The sequence below is a fragment of the Mesorhizobium sp. M0060 genome (genome assembly GCF_040323155.1).
Taxonomy (GTDB): domain Bacteria; phylum Pseudomonadota; class Alphaproteobacteria; order Rhizobiales; family Rhizobiaceae; genus Mesorhizobium.
The window spans coordinates 1-17,600 of sequence record NZ_JAMYUP010000092.1; the positions used below are offsets into that span (position 1 = coordinate 1).

The following is a 17,600-nucleotide window of genomic DNA, read 5'->3' on the forward strand; positions in this document are numbered from 1 at the left end:
TGAAGCTCGACAGACTGCGATTGCGCGGCCCCTGTGGTGCCCGCGATGAGTTCCACCTCGCAGCCATCGCCCAGAACCTCAGGAAATTGGCCAAGATCTGCACTATCCGGACACCAATCCCAGCCACTTAGGGCAAGGAGGCCGCCTCGACCCAATCGCAACTCGTCGCGGCGAAAAGAACGCCTGGCTTAATCACCGACTTCTTCAACACAATCGGTGGCGAGCCGACGCTCCACGCGAACGCATGGAATGGCCGGATTGCTGGGCTAGCCGGACGTTGAATGTGGATCAATTCGGGCTGAAAAGAAGCACAGTTCTGGCTCCATGACGCCGGCAGAGCCGATGGTCCCGCCAGCGCAATTCCTTTCTCTGCCCGTTTCGGACCGACGCTTCTCAGAACGCGAAATCCGCGGACTGAACGACATCGGCTGGGAGCCAGGTTTCATGAACTTGCAAGATCTCGGGCCCCCGGCTGTAGCCGCGATCGCGGACCACCATCGTCGTGACCCGGCCATTGTTCGGTTGATCGGAGTCCTTCGCGTCGCGTTGTCATTCGTGGTAGTTCACGACCGCCAGGTCGGCGCTTTGATGGCTGATCCGGATGTCGCGTATCTTGATACGGAAGACCGGATTCGATCCGTAGATGCTCTTCATGTAACCTGCGAAGTCTTTTTTCCCGAACGCCCTGCCGCCTGGCATGATGGCGACGAGATCTTCGCTGATCCGATCGAGCGCGTTCTTCTTGAACGTCGCATCGTCGCCACGGCATCGGCCCGTCACCCAGTCGGTGAAGAATTCGTGGACGTCGTGGATCGTCGCTTCGATTTCCTTCGTTTGAAGGGACATGTTTTCCTCCTGTCTTAAGATGATGCTGGATCAGGCGCTTTGCGCTGTGGCTTGCCCGACCGGACGCTCCTTGAGGACAGCCCGTACCACGCGAGCCACAGGCACATGAGAAGCGAGGAAATCAGCCAGATCGGACCTCCGATGCCGATCCCGAGCTGCTCACCGAGTGTCCACCCGGTTGCCGAAAGGATACCGAACGCCGAGCCGACGATCGCGGCCCATCGGGGCAGTATCCCGACGTCATCGCGGGCGTCGTGATACGCGACAAGCGCTGTCGCCAGGGCGAGCGCCCAGAATCCGTTACCCATGCCGCCGGAAAACGCCCACCAGGTCATGAAGGCGTTGGTGTCACCCCGGTCGGTCCGCGACCGCGACCACCGATGCCTCGGCGACTGCGGTGGAGAACGTGGTCAGGGCGCCGAGAGCCATCACTATCCAGGCAGAACTCAGCATCGGCGAACGCCGGACCCGGGGGTTGAGCGCCAGGTTCAGGAACGAAGCGCCGGCGATCAGGAACAGCGCCGCTGCCGCCGTCCAATGGACCGTAGCCCATCGCCCATGGCCCTCGGCGATATTCTGCATCTGAACAGACAAATCCGCGTCCGGTGGCCCGTGAAAGACGAGCGCAGCCGCCAGCAGCAGCGTTCCGGTGGCGAGCCAGACACCGCCCGGCCCGCTCATGTTGTTATTATTCGTTTGCATCGGGAAAACCTCCTGTGGCCTTTACCACGCCATGAGGTTTAGACCCGCGCCACGGTTGCCCGCTTCGGCGTAAGTACCCACGCAACGAGAAATTTTGGCTTGGGTAGGATTACCCAGATACGTCCATGCCGATCAGGCCGTGCTCGACCGCATAGGCCGTGGCTGCCGCGCGCGTGCGCACGTTCAGCCGCGTCAGGATATCGCTAACGTGACGGTCTACCGTCCGCTGGCTCAGACCGAGCTCGCCGGCAATTTCCGGGTTGGTCAGGCCTGACGCGATCAGGCGCAGAACCTGCGTCTGTCTGGGGGTGAGAACTTCGCTGCCTGTCGCCGTCATGGTGACCCGCAGCTTGCCGGCAACGGCTTCGTCGGGGCGCGCGCCGAGCTCGCGGAAAAGTCTTATCGCTTCGTCCAGTTCGGTCTGCGCCGCTTCAGTATCGCCGGTTGCGAGACAGGCCCGCGCTGTCAGCACCCGCATCCGGGCAAGATGATAGGGCGCCCGAAGGTCCCAGAGGATCGCTACCGCGCGCCGGATATGGGCCAATGCCTCCGCGGCTCGACCAGCATGGATCAGCACCCGCGCGGTAGCCTCGGCGGCTGCGGCGCGGACTGCATCCGCGGAATATTGGCGCGCGCAGTCGTGCAGTGTTTCGCACAGCTCCCAAGCGTCATCGGCCGAACCGACGGCGAGAGTGATTTCCACCGCAGCCGGCAAAAGGCGGAGTTTGCCCGGCATGTCGTCGACGGACTGCAGTGCGCGGCGGATCGCCGAAAGGGCCGGCTGCTCGTGCCCCTGCTGCAATCGCATAAGCGCCAGCCCCGGCTGCGGATCGAACCCGAGCCTGCTCGCCGCGCGATAGGCGGCATCGGCCTCGTTCCATTGGCCGCGGAGGCGAAATACCTCGCCCTTCTGGTAGAATGCCGGACCGGCGTGGTGCTTCGAGGGCCCCTGCTGAAGGCGGATGCTGGCGACACCGGCCTCGCGGCCGGCCTCGTCCCAGTGGCCGTCGAGGATCAGGATTTCGGCCCGGTGGATCAGGCATCTGCCGGTGAAGGCAACGATGTCGGGCTGTCCCGCGCACCATCCGACCAGCGCCGATGTCCATTCCCTCGCCCGGCCCGTGGCATGAAATTTCTGACAGATCTCGATCACGCTGCAGTAGACCAGCCCGGTAACGATCGGTGAGAGCCGGCCCGAGGTGACCGAAACCATCGCCTCGTCCAGCAGTTCGAAGCCGCGCACATAGTCGCCCTGCAGGATCAATATCCGGCCCTGAAGGTGGCGCGCGATAGCCAAGAGGTCCGGATCTTCGCAGCGCTGTCCGATCTCCGCGGCACGTGTTGCGTGCGCGAATGCTTCGTCCGGCCTGTCGGCGGCGAGACGTTGTTCGACCATTGGGAGCTGAAGGTAACCGTGTTCTGCACATTCCTGCGTATGATCCTCGACCAGCCGGTTGGCGCGGGTCAGCCATCCGCTGCCTTGGGCGAATTCTCCGCGAAACATCAGGGTGAGCCCGATCCAGAAGCCGCAACGCGCTGCGGATCGTTCGCGTCCGTTCCGGAGATGCTCTTCGAAGGCCCTCTCGTAGTCCCGAACGAATTCCTCCTCGCGCCCAAGCATGTAGGCGGCTTCCCCGAGGCGCTGGAGCTCGGCGCCGCCAAGTTCACTGCAGCGGTCTCTGTCTGACAGTTCGCGGTGAAGCCTGGACCAATCGCCGCGATTGGCTAGCTCCGCATACGGATCCGATGCAACTGCACCGTCTTCCGGCGACTTGTCGCGTGATCGGTCGGAGGGCGCGGGCATAGCCCCAGAATAGCACATATCTTGCTGAGGAGGTGGCGGCAGGTTACCGATGTGACAGAAGTTCGTTTCGGGCTCAATCGAGCCGTTCATCGCGTCCGCCGCCGAGGACCGGGGAAGGTGGATGCTGCCATTCGTCTCGTCGATGGGAACGAGTAGGTAGCGCCAATATCGCGACATTCATGGCGCTTCTCAAAAGCTGCCCTTCGCGCAACGGCTCGAATCGACCCCATTTCTGCCGTTCGGATATCGGCCTCACCATCTCCAAGGCGGACATTCACCCATTATTCGGCGAAAAATCTCGTTCCGATCAAAGCCGCCCTACTTCGTTGCAGCGGCTGCAGCTTCCCCCGGCGGCATAATCCGCATCATGAAGGTCGACACCGCTTCCCCGGGTTTGAACGGGCCGGGAACCTGGTGGCTGACCGGCTTCACACTTTGGAGGAATGCCGCGATCGCCATAGCGTCATCCGCGGTGAGATGCGCAAAATCGCGCCAAGGCATGATCGGCGCCAGGATGCGGCCGTCCGGCCGTTCGCCGGTCTGGATCGCGGTGACGATCTGCTCCGGGGTCCAGCTTCCGATACCGGTCTCCCTGTCAGGCGTGATATTGCGGGCGACAAAGACACCAAGGCCAGGAATCTCGAAGCCCACATCTGAACCGCCAAGGAAGCGCGACATGTCGGGCTTCCCGAAGAAGTAACCGGAGGTGTGACAGTCGCTGCAGCCAGCAATCGTAACCAGATATTCGCCGCGCGCGATCTGTGTGTCATCGGCCATGGCCGCGTAAGATGGCAGGGCAACAATCGACGCTGTCAAGAATGCAAGATGAACTGGTGTCCGAAACAATGCTTCCTCCCTGTGGTCTGTTCGTGGTTTGTCCGTCGACCTCCCGCGCCGTCAACCGGTCGCAATGCCCCGATTTTAACCACGTCGAGGACGCTAAATTCTAGCATGGCCAGCACATATTAACCATCGGCGATCAATTGGACCGTCGGCACTTGTCGTGCCCCGTTGAGCGCAACTGTTACGGAGCTTGCCCAGCCGACGCACAACGCTTTCTTCCGGCGCGATCGAGCCACGCACGGTGATGGATCGACTTCGTCGCCTGAAATGCCTTGTACGGTCGGACCGGGTCGAACTCGGTCGTTCAGAGTGATTGGGTTTGATCCTAAAACGTCAGCCGGAGGCGACCAGCGGCTTCAGCCGAACGTCGCCAAAGGTTCGGTTCGGACCTCGACCCACTGGCAGCGCCGGCTCTCGTGGTAGAAGGACAGGAAGGGCGGCGGGAACGCAGGGTCCGCGAAAGCGCCCACCGGGATGGCGGTCAGACCGGGTTGAGTGTCAATCCGGTAATGGACGGTGGTGCCGCAATCGGGGCAGAAGCTGTCGATGACGCGGCCGCCCTCGTCGCCAATGCGCGTGAACTCCGCCGAGCGGCCGTGGACGGAGACATCACCTTCGGCAAACCGCACCGTTGAAACTGAACGCGCTGCCGGTGCGTCGCTTGCAGGGCCAAGCAATGGCAAACCGAGACGCGTACCGGCTCGCCCGAGCAGGTGGCTGACAGCTGACCGCAGGAACATTCGGCGCGCCGCGTGACCATGGCTGGCTCCTCTCAAGATTCCCTGAACGATATCACTGCGTATCGGTGCTCAATTCGGCCCTCTTCTCATCCGAGACGACCGCCAGGTCGAGCACCTTCTGCAGTTCGGCCGCGTGGCGGAATGACGGTTCGGCCTGGACGCCGTTGCGCACTGCATCGACGAAGCGCTGGTAGTTGGTCGGCACCGTTCCGACGTCGAGAACCTGCCATTTGGCGTTCTCGACATCCTCGCCGATGCACGCTTTCAGCTCCGAGCTGGTCAGATTGTGCACGACTTCGATGCCACCCTTGTCGCCGTAGATGCGCAGGCGGAGTTCGTTCAGATGGCCGGTTGCCCAGCGGCTGGCATGAACGACACCGAAAGCGCCATTGCTGAAATCCAGCGCCATGGTGAAACTGTCATTGGCGTCGAGCTCGTACTCGCCGATCCGCTTGCCGGGCGCCTTGTCGAAGGTCCTCAGCCGGCAGAACACGTGGTCGATGCCGAGCCCGGCACCATAGCTGGCGAAATCGAGGATGTGGATGCCGACGTCGCCGAGCACGCCGTTGGAGCCATGGCCGCGCGACAGCCGCCACAGCCATTTCGGATCGGTGCGCCAGTCGCCCCAGAATTTGGACACCAGCCAGCTCTGCAGATAGGATGCCTCGACATGCCTGACCGTGCCGATCTCGCCGGCCAGCACCATGGCGCGCGCCTTCTGCAGCGCAGCGGCGTTGCGATAGGTCAGGTTCACCATGTTGATGATGCCGGCCCGCTCGGCGGCATCGGCCATCTCACTGGCCTTCTGGTAATTTTCGGCCAGCGGTTTTTCGCACAGCACCGGCTTGCCCGCCGCGATCAGCATCATGGTGGTCGGATGGTGGATACGATCCGGCGTCACGTTCGCCACCGCGTCGAACTTGCCCCATGCGAGCGCGTCTTGCAGCGACGCGAACCGGTTGGCGATACCGTAGACGTCCGAAAATTTGTCGACACGCGCGCGGTCGAGATCGACGGCGCCGATCAGTTCGACGCCCTCGATCTTACCGAACTGCCTAGCGTGCTCTTCCGCCATCCAGCCGGTGCCGAGTATCAAGAGACGCATGATTCTTATCCTTAGGATGGGGCTTATCTTCTTGTTTGATCATGGATTTCCCGAACCACCGAAGGTTCGGGATGGTGGCCTAGCGAAAGCCGGCTTCGCCCGCGGAATGAAGTTTTCCGCCGCGCTCGACGATCGGTTCGAGCGCCTTCTCCACCGGTACGTTCGGCGCATCGAGGATGGCCGGATTGGAGCCTTGCGGATTGTGCGCCCATTTCACCGCATTGCGCAGCACCTTCTGGACATTGGCGTCGTGATAGGTCGGATAGGTCTCATGGCCTGGCCTGAAATAGAAGATGTTGCCGGCGCCGCGACGATAGGTCAGCCCCGACCGGAACACTTCTCCGCCCTGGAACCAGGAGATGAAGACGGTTTCCAGCGGCTCCGGCACGGCGAACTGCTCGCCGTACATCTCCTCGTTCTCGAGCTCGAAATACTCGCCAAGTTCCGCGGCGATCGGATGGCTTGCGCTGGTCACCCAGAGCCGTTCGCGCTCGCCGGCCTCGCGCCATTTCAGCGTGCAGGGCGTGCCCATCAGCTTCTTGAAGATCTTCGAGAAATGCCCGGAATGGAGAACGATCAGCCCCATGCCTTCCCAGACGCGGCGCGCCACGCGCTCGACCACTTCGTCGGCGACGGCGCCATGGTCCTTGTGCCCCCACCACAGCAAGACATCGGTCTCGGCCAGACGGTCGGCCGGCAGGCCATGCTCCGGCTGCTCAAGCGTCGCCCAGGATACCGAAATCTCTGGGTCGAACTTCAGCGCGTTGGCAATCGTCGCGTGCATGCCCTCGGGATAGATGCCTGCGACCACCTCGTTGGTCCGCTCATGGATGTTCTCGCCCCAAACGACAACGCGTATTGTCATGATGTCCTCGTATTGATTTGAAGCTGGAGCCGCCCGATCCGGTCACTCATACTGTCCCCAGCCGCGGTTGAAAACTCTCTCAGAGCTACATGGTGACAATTGGGTGGAAAAGCGTCCAGCGGGGAAGATCCACACGGCTCCAAGCAAAACCCGGCGAGGTCGGCGGGACAGCGCTCGCCTCTGGCCTGCCGGACATCTCCCCCACTTGGGGGGAGATCTGACGTGACATCGGTTTTCGCCAATCTTCGACGTTGCAGGATTAGGCGGCGCGCCGAAGCTGCCAATCTCCCCCCTAGTGGGGGAGATGTCCGGCAGGACAGAGGGGGGCGCTAAGGATCACCGCAGGAACGGCTTTCATTCTGAGACGCCGCTAACGACCTAAGCCCCTCGCCCGTCCTGGGCGACCCGCGTCAGCGGCTTGCTAAGGCGCGGCACCACGACCAGACGCTTGATCTTGCCTTTCTTATAGGCGGCGAGGAAGCGGGCATAGTCCTTGAAAACGACGCAGCCATTGGATTCCGCGCGCCCGCCGCGCAGCATGTAAGTGTGGGCAAGCAGGCCGTCGCGGCCATATTTGTTGCTGCCGCTGGCCGGCGTCAGACGGATCGCCTCGACGCCGTGGAAGCGCGATTCGCGCATCGTCAGATTGTAGGTGTCGGGCGGCGTCGGACCGACATTCTTCTTGTGGACGTAGCGTGGCTGGTCGACCATCGCGCCCAGTCCCGAATGTGCCTCCAGCCGCGAGCCGTCGGGCATATAGACGGTCTTGGCCGAGATGTCGTAGACAGCGACGCCGCTGCCCATGCCGGGCGTGGTGAACAGGTTCCTGAAGGCTCCGCCGAGACCGCCGGAAGGCATGTCGGGCTTGGCATAGGCCAGCATGTCGCCGCCCTGCGTCTTCGACCGTTTGCCCGGCTTGCCCGACACGGCCGGCACTGCCGCTTGTGACGAATTGCGAGGCGACAGGCTGCCGGGTTGCGTCTCGACCGGCGGGGCATCGGCCGTCTGGACCTTGCTCGCCTTGGCGGTCCTGGAGGCCCGCGCCTTGGGCGGCTCCGTTTTTGGTGCCTGGGCCTTTGGCGCCTGGTCTTTTGGCGCCTGATCTCCTGATGCCTGGTCTCTTGATGCTTGAGCCCGCGGCGCCTCGGCAGGCGGATCGATATCCGCCTGCGGGCGCTGCGTCGGCAGCGGAATGCCGTCGGGCATGTCGTCTTGCGGCGGCAGCGAGGCTAACTGGACCTCAGGCTCTTGCGGCTCTTGTGAAGCTGCAGGCTCGCTTGCCGCGACGGCTGTCGGGAGCACATCGATCATTTCCTCCGGCAACGTATTTGCCAGCGCCAGCGCCAGGCGCGACGAGCGTTCGATCTCCGCCACCTCCGGGCCGAAGCGCACCGATGCCGGGCCGTTCGGGTCGGGTATGCGTACCGGCTCGGCGAACCGGGCGTCGGCCGGCAGGCTGGCGAGCATGACGTGTGAGCCGGAGGAGGCACGGGCAAAGGCAGCGGCAAGCTTTTGCGGCGACAGCGCGGCCTTGGCCACCACGTCGTCGAAGCTCGATTGCCGCGACGCATCGGCGACAAGCGGCACGATATTGCGCTTGAGACGCGCCGATTTTCCCTGGTGAACGAAGTTCGACGCCGACCGCAGGCAGTTGGCATCGCATCCGTGCTGCAGCTGAGCCGACAATGCTGCATTTGCCGCGGCCCATGTCGGGGCCTGTGCCTTTGCAAGGCTGCGGCGAGGATCGGCGAGCGCGATGGTGCGCGGCGCGAGCAGGCTTTGCGGGAGACCGTTGGAAGCGGCGGTGAGCGAGGTTCCGATCGAATAAAGGCCGGCCAAGGTCGCCACCGACCATAAAGCAATGGCTGCGCCGACGGCCGGAACCGCGACCCAGCGCAGGCCGGGCCTCATCGAAGTCAATCCAGTTGCAGGACCGTCACCCCGGGTTTTCGCACTCACAAACGCCATTCAACCACTCTCAATCGGCCGTTGCCGGCTAGCGGATCTCGCAGCCGTGACATTCACAGTTCGCCTGGTGCCCCCAGCACGCTTCGCGTCTGTTGCCGATTGATTCAAAAGATGGACAAAGTTGGTTAACCAATCCCTCTACCGACCGCCGATTGGGCGACGGTCACACCGAAAAACGCCCTCCAAAACCTGCATAGTTAGCAAAACTGCCCTCCATTGATGACTTTGCTGCCCGTTTTTGTCGGCCGAGTCAAGAAAGCGAAATGACTAGACCTTGCTGGGCAGGGTCGGCGACGGCTGCCAAAGTAAAGCCGGGTCGACAAGAATCGTGCGGCCGGCAGCGCCGCCATCAAGCCCCCGGCGATCCGGTCGGCCTGCCGACGGTTCGCTCCTGGAATCTCCGAAACGCCGCTCTGCAATTATCTGCATTTATGCTAATTATCTGCATTTATGCTAATGTACGCTGGTCACGCACATTCGTGCGCGACCAACAAATGGGAGGATGCGATGAAAACCATGAATCGCAGGTCCGCGATTGCTCTCGGCGTGACGGCGGCCGCGGTAACGCCTTTGTTCACGCTGGCGGCGGCGGCAAAGGTGAAGAAATACGGCCCGAAGGAAGGCAAGGAGATTGCACCCGGCGTCAGATTGGTTGAGGTCGGCACCGGCAATTCCGATATCCCCGCTTACAAGAGCATCTCAATTGTAGATATAGTCTTTCAGCCCGGAGCAGCCGCCCCTGCGATGGTAATGGACAACGACATGGTGTGCACCATTGCCGCCGGTGAATTCACGATCAAGAAAGCCGACAAGGAATTCAAGCTCAAGGAAGGTGACGTGTATACCTGCTCCAAGGGCAAGACCGACGAGGCAGCCAACACCAGCAAGGTGGTCGGCATCCACCGCATCGCCGTCTTGATACCTGCCTAGCGCATGCCGTCGAAATCGGCCCGCGTCCTCCGTCGGAGGCGCGGGCCTTGTCGTTGCGTGTGCCCTATGCGGCGCGCAAATTTTCCACGGGGCGCAAATTCTGGTTCATGCGGAACAGGTTGAGGGGGTCGTAGCGCCGCTTGATTTCCAGAAGCCGCCGATAGTTGCCGCCATAGGCTGCTTTGACCCGGTCGACCTCGTCCTCAGGCATGAAGTTGACGTAGGCCGTGCCGACGGCATAGGGCTTGGCCGCTTCATAGACACCGCGCGCCCAGTCGAGGCAGGCGCGGTCCATTCCTGGTTCGCGCCAACGGGCGTGAACATTCATGACGAAATGCGCGCTGCGTTGCGGAAACGCCGTTGCATCCGCTGTCACGCGGCCCGCGGCACCGCCGATATGGGCGAAGAATATCTCGCATTCAGGCCCCGGAAGCCCGGGTATCGCTGCCGTGACGACGTCGATCGCGCTGTCGGAAAGCTCGGTGAAGTCATGGCTCTTCCAGTAGTTGCGGGCGCCGGGCGTCAGCAACGGATCGAATGCCTGCTCCCAGCCGGTGAACGGGTTGGGGCCGACGACATCGGCAATCGGTGTGCCGATGGCGCGAAGCCTTTGCGTCGCTTTTTCGCCTTCCCCGAGGTCGCCGCAATAGCACATGGCCAGCACCAGCACCTCCTTGCCATGCCATTCCGCCGGCAGGAACGGCAGCGGCGGTGCCTGCCGCATGACCACCCAGCAGGTCAGCTCATCGGGCGCCGCTTCGAGCGCCGACCGGTATTCCCGCAAGACGTTTTCGGCATCGGCGAAGGGATGGACGACAAGCCCCGCCAGGACCTGCGGACCGACATGGTGGAGCTTGAACTCGAAAGCCGTGACGACACCGAAATTGCCGCCGCCACCGCGCAGTGCCCAGAACAGGTCCGGATTTTCGGTCTGGCTGGCGCGCAGCAGCTTGCCGTCGGCGGTAACCACGTCGGCGCAGAGAAGACTGTCGATGGTCAGGCCGAACTTCCGGGTGATCCAGCCGAAGCCGCCGCCCAGCGTCAGGCCCGATATGCCGGTGGTCGAGTTGATGCCGGTCGGCACCGCCAGTTCGAACGCCTGTGTTTCCCTGTCCACATCGGCGAGCGTCGCTCCCGGTTCCACCCATGCTCGCCGCGTCGCCGGATCGACCCGCACCGACCTCATTGACGACAGATCGATCACCAGGCCACCATCGCAGACGGCGCTGCCGGCAATATTGTGACCACCGCCGCGAACCGCGAGCAGAAGCCTGTTTTCCCGGGCAAAATTCACGGCGGCGATGACATCGGCGGCGCCGGCGCAGCGTACGATCAGCCCGGGCCGTCGGTCGATCATGGCGTTCCAGATGCTGCGTGCGTCGTCATAGGCGGCGTCGCCTTCCCGCAGCACCGAGCCGCGCAATTGCGCCGAAAGCGCCTCCAGGGCGGCGGCGTCGACCGTCGTCTTGCCGCGATCGAGCGTAGTGAGGCTCATGCTGTTCATGGTTTCCTCCCGATTGTTTGTGAGCCGTTCTTCCTCCCGCCCGCTTTGAAAATGTGCGCTTATATTAGAAATCGCGCAAGTTTCTGGCTGACTACTAACGATTGCGGCCCACCTTGGCGCGTCGGCAACCTGGCACCGCTGAGCGTTTTGGATTCACGAAACAGCGCGCTGCTCCTCCCGAGCTGCCTCCCAGACCTCCCGCGCCGCATCTGCATTCAGTCCCGCAATTCCCAGGCCGACGATCAAATCCGGCCACGCCGAGCGCCAAATGAACGCAGTCACCAGCCCGGCCAGTACAATCGCAATGTTGGCGACGGCGTCGTTGCGGGCCGAGAGAAACGCCGCCTTGGTAAGGCTGCCGCTGTGATGGCGGTAGCGCGCCAGCATGTAGGCGCATGACAGATTGACCGCGAGAGCGCCCAACCCCGCCAGCGTCAGGGCCGTCGGCTGCGGCGGCACCGGCATGTTGAACTTTTCCCACGCGGTCCACAGCGTCGCCAGGCCCGGCACCAGCAGCATAAGCGCCAGCGCCATGCCGACCCGCGAGCGGGCACGCAGCGACCATCCCATGGCGAGCAGTATGAGGAGATTGACCGAGGCGTCTTCCAGAAAATCGACACTGTCGGCGAACAGCGACACCGAGCCGATCGCCAGCGCCACGGCGAATTCAATGCCGAAATAACCGAGGTTCAGCAGCGCGACGACAAGCACCACGCGGCGAAGGCCGTCCGGTGTAAGAGGTTGCTGCATGATCTGCCCTGACACGATGCTTCTTACAGGCTGCCCTGCCCTCGACGGTTTCGATGTCGCGTTGTCGGGGCTTGCAAAAGCGGCGTTTTGAGGCCAGCCTAGGCCGAACATGGCACGCCTGTCACCAAAACACCTCCTGGTCATGCTGCTCGCGGTCGTCGTGACCGCCGGGTTCAGCCTGTCCGCCGCTCAGGCTGCCGTCATGTCGGCCAGGATGGCAGTCGACGGCGGCATGACCATGGCCGCAGATACCGGCACCACCGACGCCGACATGGCCAAGATGGCCGATGCCAAGGATGGTGACTGCAACGCTTGCCTCAAGGGCTGGGCCGGCAATGACAAACCGATGCAATGTGCGCCGACCTGTGTCGCACCGGCTCTGGCGGTGCTGCCGGAGGCTCTCCCCGTGACGGGACTGCCGGAGGCCGAACTGCCGTCGGCGCTTCCCGCCCCGTTCCTGCACGGGCGAAGTCTGCTGCCCGACCCATTCCCTCCAAGGCCCAGCGCTCTCGTCTGACGCCGTTTTCTGCCGTTCCACGGCTGGTTAGCGGCGTTTGATCGCCCGGTTGCGCGTACTGCGCAGCGGGCGCGGTAGCAATTCAATCGACGTCGCGACGTTCGCCGTCGGTTACCGCAGGGGTCACAAGAGTGAATTCCGTTTCAAATCCGTTCATAACGCGCCGCAAATTCCTGCTTGCGGCAGCAAGCATTGCCGCCGCCGCGCCGATCCGTCCTGCGCTGGCGATGGCCACGGGCGAATACCGGATCAGGGTGGCGCCGGGCCAGGCCCGGTTCGCCGGCCCTGATGGTCCGCGCACTCCCGTATGGGCCTATGATGGCACGGTCCCCGGCCCGACACTGCGCTTACGCCAGGGGCAGCCCGCTCGCATCTCCGTCAAGAACGGACTGGACGAAGACACCACGGTTCACTGGCATGGCATCCGACTGCCGAACGCCATGGACGGCGTGCCGGGCCTGACGCAGAAGCCGATCAGGCCAGGTGAAAATTTCATCTATGAATTCACCCCGCCCGATGCCGGCACCTTCTGGTATCATCCGCACGCCAACAGCCTGGTCCAGCTCGGCCGTGGCCTTGCCGGCGCACTGGTCGTCGAGGAGGTCGAGCCGGTCGCCGTCGACCGTGACATTCTGTGGCTGCTGCAGGACTGGCGGCTTGCGGCCGATGGGCAGATCGCCGCCGGCTTCGGCAGCGCGATGGATGCCGCCATGTCTGGCCGTGTCGGCGGTCTCGTGACCCTCAACGGCGCGCCGCCGGCGGACCAGAAGGTGCGGGCCGGCGAGCGCGTCCGGCTGCGGCTGGCCAATGCATCGCTCGCCCGCATCATGGCCCTGCGGTTCGAAGGCCACCGGCCGGTTGTCGTCGCCATCGACGGACAGCCCTGCGATCCGCACGAACCGGAGGGAGGCCGTCTTGTGGTGGCGCCTGCCATGCGCGTCGATGTGATGCTCGACCTGCAGGGCGACCCCGGCAGCCGACATGCGGTGATCGACGATTACTATGATGGCCTTGCTTACACCCTGACGACGCTTGCCTATGATGCAGGAGCGCCGCTGCGCGACCATCCCCTTGATGCGCCGCTTCGTCTGCCGGCCAATCCGCTGCCGAGCCCCGATCTGGCCAGGGCCGAAAGACATGAGATCGTCCTGCAGGGCGGCATGATGGGCGGCGGCAAGCTCGCCGGCGTCGGCGGCATGATGGGCATGGCGATGCCCGGCATGAACGGCGCCGCCGCCTGGGCAATCAACGGCAAGTCGATGACCGGCGACGGCCACGCCGGTATGGCGCCTGAGTTCACGCTGTCACGCGGCGCCACCTGCCATCTCACCATGCGTAACGAAACCGCCTGGTGGCATCCCATGCACGTCCACGGCTTCAGCCTGTCGGTGCTTTCGCGCAACGGCTCGCCGGTGCCGCACCGGCAATGGCAGGACACGGTGCTGCTCGCCCCCAAGGATACGATCGAATGCGCCTTCGTCGCCGACAATCCCGGCGACTGGATGCTGCACTGCCATGTCGCCGATCACCAGATGGCCGGCCTGATGACAGCGTTCCGCGTGACCTGAAACTTTTTATCCAACCAAGGAGAACTGCAATGAAACTGACCTACCGCCTTGCCGCACTGTCCCTGCTGATCGCAACACCGCTGCCCGCCTTCGCCGCAACGATCAACGCCGTCATGTACAAGAACCCGCAATGCAGCTGCTGCGAGTCCTACGCCAACTATCTCGAGCACAACGGCTTCAAGGTCGACATCAAGCCGGTCAACAATCTCTCCCAGATCAGCAGCGATGCGGGCGTGCCGGCCGACCTCGAAGGCTGCCACACGCTGATGGTCGATGGCTATATCGTCGATGGCCTGGTGCCGGTCGAGATCGTCAAGAAGCTTTTGACCGAGCGCCCTGCCATCACCGGCATAACGCTCGCCGGCATGCCGGCCGGCGCCCCAGGCATGGGTGGTGAGAAGCAAGGCCCCTTCGTCGTCTACGCCTTCACCAAGGGCGGCAAGGCGCCCACCGTCTACGCGACCGAGTGAGGACATTGTGAGCAAACTGGCCATGGTCCTGGTTGGCATGCTGCTGGCGTTTTCGTGGCCGGTATCAGCCGCTGAGCCGCCGCAGAACTTTGCCGTTCACGAGGCGCCCGCCCCCGTGCCGGAAATCAGCTTCGAGGATGGCAATGGCAAAACGAAAATGCTTGCGGATTTCCACGGCAAGGTCGTGCTGCTCAACGTCTGGGCGACATGGTGCGCGCCCTGCCGCAAGGAGATGCCGACGCTCGATCGCCTACAGGCCAAACTCGGCGGTCGGGATTTCGAGGTCGTCGCGCTGTCCATGGACCGCGCCGGTCCTGAGATCGTGAAGAAGTTCTTCGCCGACATCGGCATCAAGCACCTCGCCCTCAACATCGACGTCTCGGGCAAGGCCATGTTCGCCATCGGCACCGTCGGCCTTCCGGCAACCCTGCTGGTCGACCGCGACGGCAAGGAGATCGGCCGGCTGATTGGGCCGGCCGAATGGGACGCGCCCGACATGGTCGACTTCATCCGCAGCCGCATCGCCGCCAAGTGAGAAAGGGACAGATATGTTCGGGCTAAAGGCTCGCTGCGTTGCATCGGCTTTGAACGAATGGAGGTGCTTGCTGCTAAGCGTAATTGCCATTGCGGCGCTGACCGCGGGCTTTTCGTATCCGGCGCAAGCCCACTCGCTCGACGAAATCGACGCCACGCTTGAGGCCGACGAGAAATATTTCCAGCCGATCGACAAGCCGGCGCCTGATTTCACGCTGCGCACCGCCGAGGGGCGTGTCGTGCGGACGGCCGATCTGCGCGGCAAGGTGGTCGTCCTCCACTTCATCTACACATCGTGCCCGGATGTGTGCCCCTTGCACGCCGAGAAGATTGCCGAGATCCAGAAAATGGTGAATGGCACGCCGATGAAGGACCGGGTCAGCTTTGTGACCATCACCACCGACCCAATCAGGGACACGCCGGACGTGCTCAGCAAATACGGGCCGGCGCACGGGCTCGATCCCGTCAATTGGCTGTTCCTGACCACGATGGAGGATCAGCCGGAGGATGCGACCCGCAGACTGGCGGAGGCCTTCGGCCACAAGTTCACGCTGACGGATGATGGTTATCAGATGCACGGCACCATCACCCATGTGATCGACAAGGAGGGCCGCTGGCGGGCGAATTTCCATGGCCTGGATTTCGCGTCGGTTAATCTCGTCACATTCGTCAATGCGCTCACCAACAATGTCGAGCGCCCGCACCATGAGCAGGAAACGGGATGGTGGGCGAAAATCAAGGGCATGTTCTGAGGCATCATGTGCACGTGCCGGCGGTCCGGCGAACAGAGGGAAGGAGAACCCTGTGATCCACAAGTCCAATCCATCGATCGGAGCCATCGGCAAAATGGCCCGTGCCTTCATGCTGGCCGGCGCGACGGTCTGGCTCGCGCTCGGTCTCCACAACCAGGCGATCGCCGCGGGCGAGATGTCCCAGGACCAGTTCGACCAGCGCATTCACGACTACATTCTTGCGCATCCCGAGGTGCTCGTGCAGTCGCTGCAGAGCCTCGACGCCCGCCAGCGCGAGGCTGCTGCAAAAGAGGCCAAAGCCGCCTTGACGGACAAGGCGGACGAGATTTTCCGGGACCCGGCGAGCCCGGTCGGCGGCAACGCCGAAGGCGACGTCACCATGGTCGAGTTCTTCGACTACAACTGCCCCTATTGCCGGCAGGTTGCGCCGATCATGGCGCAAGCCATGGCCGACGATCCGCAGCTCAAGATCGTCTACAAGGAATTCCCGATCCTCAGCACGGATTCCGTATTTGCTTCCAAGGCGGCTCTCGCCGCAGTGCGCCAGGGCAAATACATGGCATTCCACAAGGCCTTGTATGCGGTGAAGACGCGGGTGTCCGAAGCGGTCGTGCTGAAGGTGGCTGCCGACGTCGGTCTCGATGTGGCTAAACTGAAGACCGACATGCAGCAGCCCGATATCCAGGCGTCGATCGACCGGAATACGCAACTGGCCCAGGCGCTGAAGATCAGCGGAACGCCAAGCTTCGTCGTTGGCGAGCAGATTTTCCCCGGCGCGACCGACCTCGCAACGATGAAGAAACTGATCGAGCAGGCGAGGACCAGCAAATGAGCCGAATATTTTGCCCAAACCGACGGACGGTTGTTCTGGGTGGCGCCTTTGGCGCCTCTGCGGTCGCGAGCTTGCTCAAGGAGCCGGATTTGGCGATCGCCGCTGAGGATCCCGACATCTGGTACGCCGTTTCAGATATCTCAGCCAGAACGGCAACAGCACGTGTTCGACCAAGTTCACGGAATCGATCGCGACCATGCCGGCGATGTCGCGGATCACGGGCTCGTGCTGCAGCCCAATGGAGACGAAGCGCTATGCCGAGCAGGTGAGCGGCCTGGCCAGGTACCGCGAGATCGCGATGATCCCAATCGATCCGTACGATATTCCGGCCGGCATCGCACAGAAGATGATGCCCTACTACGATGTGAAACTCTCCGGCGACGAGCAGCAGGCCTACGACTATGCGATGGCCAATTCCAGCGAGAAAGGCCCATGCTGCTGTCAGTGCTGGCGCTGGAAAGTGTATGGCGGGCTGGCGAAGTTCCTGATTCGCGAGCACGGTTTCACCGGCAAGCAGGTCGTCGACGTCTGGGATCTCTCAGACGGCTGCGGCGGAGGTATGTAAGACGACCAGGACGTGGTCGACACTCCGGTTGGCAGGACAAGACACTTCCGGTTGCCGGGACAAGGGCGACAGGGCGGCCGATCGGATTTCCTCGTCGTCTTGACCGAAATCCACGGCGAGCTAATTCCCTTCGCAATCGCCGATGCTTACCGACGAAGGCGGGCTTTCACTGACCGCAAAGGTGATTGCAATGATGAATGGTCCACTGATGTGATCGACAAGAGCCTTTTTGATAAATCTGCGCTATTCTCCTGTCGCGCACGGACGACCGCGTGGCGAAGAGCAGGGTCCGAGGTGAGAGCCCT

The 17,600-nt window shown here is 62.9% G+C and carries 21 protein-coding genes; 10 read left to right on the forward strand and 11 right to left on the reverse strand.

What is annotated here, in order from left to right; genetic code table 11:
• Positions 1–549 precede the first annotated feature (549 nt).
• The 4 genes from NKJ94_RS35100 to NKJ94_RS35115 form a co-directional block, all read right to left on the reverse strand.
• Positions 550–846: a hypothetical protein gene (locus tag NKJ94_RS35100; protein ID WP_352532087.1), complete on the reverse strand. Its 297-nt coding sequence runs from the start codon at positions 844–846 to the stop codon at positions 550–552.
• Positions 847–860: 14 nt separating this feature from the next.
• Positions 861–1,181, reverse strand: a complete 321-nt coding sequence (locus NKJ94_RS35105) for a hypothetical protein (protein WP_352532089.1) — start codon at positions 1,179–1,181, stop codon at positions 861–863.
• A gap of 13 nt (positions 1,182–1,194) precedes the next feature.
• Entirely contained in the window at positions 1,195–1,548 is a 354-nt protein-coding gene (locus NKJ94_RS35110) for a hypothetical protein (RefSeq protein ID WP_352532091.1), read from the reverse strand.
• A 109-nt stretch (positions 1,549–1,657) separates the two neighbouring features.
• Positions 1,658–2,944, reverse strand: coding sequence for a LuxR C-terminal-related transcriptional regulator (locus NKJ94_RS35115; protein ID WP_352532093.1), 1,287 nt, complete (start codon positions 2,942–2,944; stop codon positions 1,658–1,660).
• Between NKJ94_RS35115 and NKJ94_RS35120 the strand changes: the two genes are divergently transcribed.
• Positions 2,933–3,235: a hypothetical protein gene (locus NKJ94_RS35120; RefSeq protein ID WP_352532095.1), complete on the forward strand. Its 303-nt coding sequence runs from the start codon at positions 2,933–2,935 to the stop codon at positions 3,233–3,235. The genes NKJ94_RS35115 and NKJ94_RS35120 overlap by 12 nt on opposite strands.
• Positions 3,236–3,670: 435 nt before the next feature.
• On the opposite strand, the gene NKJ94_RS35125 is transcribed toward NKJ94_RS35120, so the two are convergent.
• The 5 genes from NKJ94_RS35125 to NKJ94_RS35145 form a co-directional block, all read right to left on the reverse strand.
• Positions 3,671–4,129 carry a cytochrome c gene (locus NKJ94_RS35125; RefSeq protein WP_352473794.1) on the reverse strand — a complete coding sequence of 153 codons (459 nt, stop codon included), beginning with the start codon at positions 4,127–4,129 and terminating at the stop codon, positions 3,671–3,673.
• A 422-nt stretch (positions 4,130–4,551) separates the two neighbouring features.
• Positions 4,552–4,935: a GFA family protein gene (locus NKJ94_RS35130; RefSeq protein WP_352532097.1), complete on the reverse strand. Its 384-nt coding sequence runs from the start codon at positions 4,933–4,935 to the stop codon at positions 4,552–4,554.
• A 52-nt stretch (positions 4,936–4,987) separates the two neighbouring features.
• Positions 4,988–6,040, reverse strand: coding sequence for a Gfo/Idh/MocA family protein (locus tag NKJ94_RS35135; protein ID WP_352532099.1), 1,053 nt, complete (start codon positions 6,038–6,040; stop codon positions 4,988–4,990).
• Between the two features lie 79 nt (positions 6,041–6,119).
• The gene (locus NKJ94_RS35140; RefSeq protein WP_352532100.1) at positions 6,120–6,905 is read right to left on the reverse strand and encodes a ThuA domain-containing protein; all 786 of its coding nucleotides are present in this window, start codon (positions 6,903–6,905) and stop codon (positions 6,120–6,122) included.
• 378 nt (positions 6,906–7,283) lie between these two features.
• Positions 7,284–8,816: a DUF2778 domain-containing protein gene (locus NKJ94_RS35145; RefSeq protein ID WP_352532102.1), complete on the reverse strand. Its 1,533-nt coding sequence runs from the start codon at positions 8,814–8,816 to the stop codon at positions 7,284–7,286.
• A 564-nt stretch (positions 8,817–9,380) separates the two neighbouring features.
• Between NKJ94_RS35145 and NKJ94_RS35150 the strand changes: the two genes are divergently transcribed.
• Entirely contained in the window at positions 9,381–9,803 is a 423-nt protein-coding gene (locus NKJ94_RS35150) for a hypothetical protein (RefSeq protein WP_352532104.1), read from the forward strand.
• Positions 9,804–9,867: 64 nt separating this feature from the next.
• On the opposite strand, the gene NKJ94_RS35155 is transcribed toward NKJ94_RS35150, so the two are convergent.
• Together NKJ94_RS35155 and NKJ94_RS35160 are read right to left on the reverse strand one after the other, a co-directional pair.
• Positions 9,868–11,307, reverse strand: a complete 1,440-nt coding sequence (locus NKJ94_RS35155) for an FAD-binding oxidoreductase (RefSeq protein ID WP_352532106.1) — start codon at positions 11,305–11,307, stop codon at positions 9,868–9,870.
• A gap of 153 nt (positions 11,308–11,460) precedes the next feature.
• Positions 11,461–12,057 (reverse strand): cation efflux transmembrane domain-containing protein, encoded by a 597-nt coding sequence (locus NKJ94_RS35160; RefSeq protein ID WP_352532108.1) that lies wholly within the window; start codon positions 12,055–12,057, stop codon positions 11,461–11,463.
• Positions 12,058–12,166: 109 nt separating this feature from the next.
• On the opposite strand from NKJ94_RS35160, the gene NKJ94_RS35165 reads away from it, so the two are divergent.
• From NKJ94_RS35165 to NKJ94_RS35200, 8 genes are all read left to right on the forward strand, one after another.
• Positions 12,167–12,574, forward strand: coding sequence for a hypothetical protein (locus NKJ94_RS35165; protein ID WP_352532110.1), 408 nt, complete (start codon positions 12,167–12,169; stop codon positions 12,572–12,574).
• 131 nt (positions 12,575–12,705) lie between these two features.
• A complete protein-coding gene (locus NKJ94_RS35170; RefSeq protein ID WP_352532112.1) occupies positions 12,706–14,142 on the forward strand; it encodes a multicopper oxidase family protein in 1,437 nt (478 codons plus the stop codon).
• 29 nt (positions 14,143–14,171) lie between these two features.
• The gene (locus NKJ94_RS35175; protein WP_352532114.1) at positions 14,172–14,612 is read left to right on the forward strand and encodes a DUF411 domain-containing protein; all 441 of its coding nucleotides are present in this window, start codon (positions 14,172–14,174) and stop codon (positions 14,610–14,612) included.
• A 7-nt stretch (positions 14,613–14,619) separates the two neighbouring features.
• Positions 14,620–15,147, forward strand: a complete 528-nt coding sequence (locus NKJ94_RS35180) for a TlpA family protein disulfide reductase (protein WP_352532116.1) — start codon at positions 14,620–14,622, stop codon at positions 15,145–15,147.
• A 67-nt stretch (positions 15,148–15,214) separates the two neighbouring features.
• A complete protein-coding gene (locus NKJ94_RS35185) occupies positions 15,215–15,898 on the forward strand; it encodes an SCO family protein (protein ID WP_352532118.1) in 684 nt (227 codons plus the stop codon).
• A gap of 52 nt (positions 15,899–15,950) precedes the next feature.
• Positions 15,951–16,730, forward strand: a complete 780-nt coding sequence (locus tag NKJ94_RS35190; RefSeq protein WP_352532120.1) for a DsbA family protein — start codon at positions 15,951–15,953, stop codon at positions 16,728–16,730.
• Positions 16,731–16,926: 196 nt separating this feature from the next.
• The gene (locus NKJ94_RS35195) at positions 16,927–17,295 is read left to right on the forward strand and encodes a hypothetical protein (protein WP_352532122.1); all 369 of its coding nucleotides are present in this window, start codon (positions 16,927–16,929) and stop codon (positions 17,293–17,295) included.
• A 99-nt stretch (positions 17,296–17,394) separates the two neighbouring features.
• Positions 17,395–17,600 (forward strand): hypothetical protein (locus NKJ94_RS35200; protein ID WP_352532124.1); only part of this gene is annotated, 206 nt, incomplete at its 3' end.

Coding starts and splice junctions, on each gene's coding strand:
- NKJ94_RS35100 (WP_352532087.1), bottom strand. CDS start 846: ATGTCCCTTCAAACGAAGGAAATCGAAGCGACGATCCACGACGTCCAC.
- NKJ94_RS35105 (WP_352532089.1), bottom strand. CDS start 1,181: ATGACCTGGTGGGCGTTTTCCGGCGGCATGGGTAACGGATTCTGGGCG.
- NKJ94_RS35110 (WP_352532091.1), bottom strand. CDS start 1,548: ATGCAAACGAATAATAACAACATGAGCGGGCCGGGCGGTGTCTGGCTC.
- NKJ94_RS35115 (WP_352532093.1), bottom strand. CDS start 2,944: ATGGTCGAACAACGTCTCGCCGCCGACAGGCCGGACGAAGCATTCGCG.
- NKJ94_RS35125 (WP_352473794.1), bottom strand. CDS start 4,129: ATGGCCGATGACACACAGATCGCGCGCGGCGAATATCTGGTTACGATT.
- NKJ94_RS35130 (WP_352532097.1), bottom strand. CDS start 4,935: ATGTTCCTGCGGTCAGCTGTCAGCCACCTGCTCGGGCGAGCCGGTACG.
- NKJ94_RS35135 (WP_352532099.1), bottom strand. CDS start 6,040: ATGCGTCTCTTGATACTCGGCACCGGCTGGATGGCGGAAGAGCACGCT.
- NKJ94_RS35140 (WP_352532100.1), bottom strand. CDS start 6,905: ATGACAATACGCGTTGTCGTTTGGGGCGAGAACATCCATGAGCGGACC.
- NKJ94_RS35145 (WP_352532102.1), bottom strand. CDS start 8,816: ATGAGGCCCGGCCTGCGCTGGGTCGCGGTTCCGGCCGTCGGCGCAGCC.
- NKJ94_RS35150 (WP_352532104.1), top strand. CDS start 9,381: ATGAAAACCATGAATCGCAGGTCCGCGATTGCTCTCGGCGTGACGGCG.
- NKJ94_RS35155 (WP_352532106.1), bottom strand. CDS start 11,307: ATGAACAGCATGAGCCTCACTACGCTCGATCGCGGCAAGACGACGGTC.
- NKJ94_RS35160 (WP_352532108.1), bottom strand. CDS start 12,057: ATGCAGCAACCTCTTACACCGGACGGCCTTCGCCGCGTGGTGCTTGTC.
- NKJ94_RS35165 (WP_352532110.1), top strand. CDS start 12,167: ATGGCACGCCTGTCACCAAAACACCTCCTGGTCATGCTGCTCGCGGTC.
- NKJ94_RS35175 (WP_352532114.1), top strand. CDS start 14,172: ATGAAACTGACCTACCGCCTTGCCGCACTGTCCCTGCTGATCGCAACA.
- NKJ94_RS35195 (WP_352532122.1), top strand. CDS start 16,927: ATGCCGGCGATGTCGCGGATCACGGGCTCGTGCTGCAGCCCAATGGAG.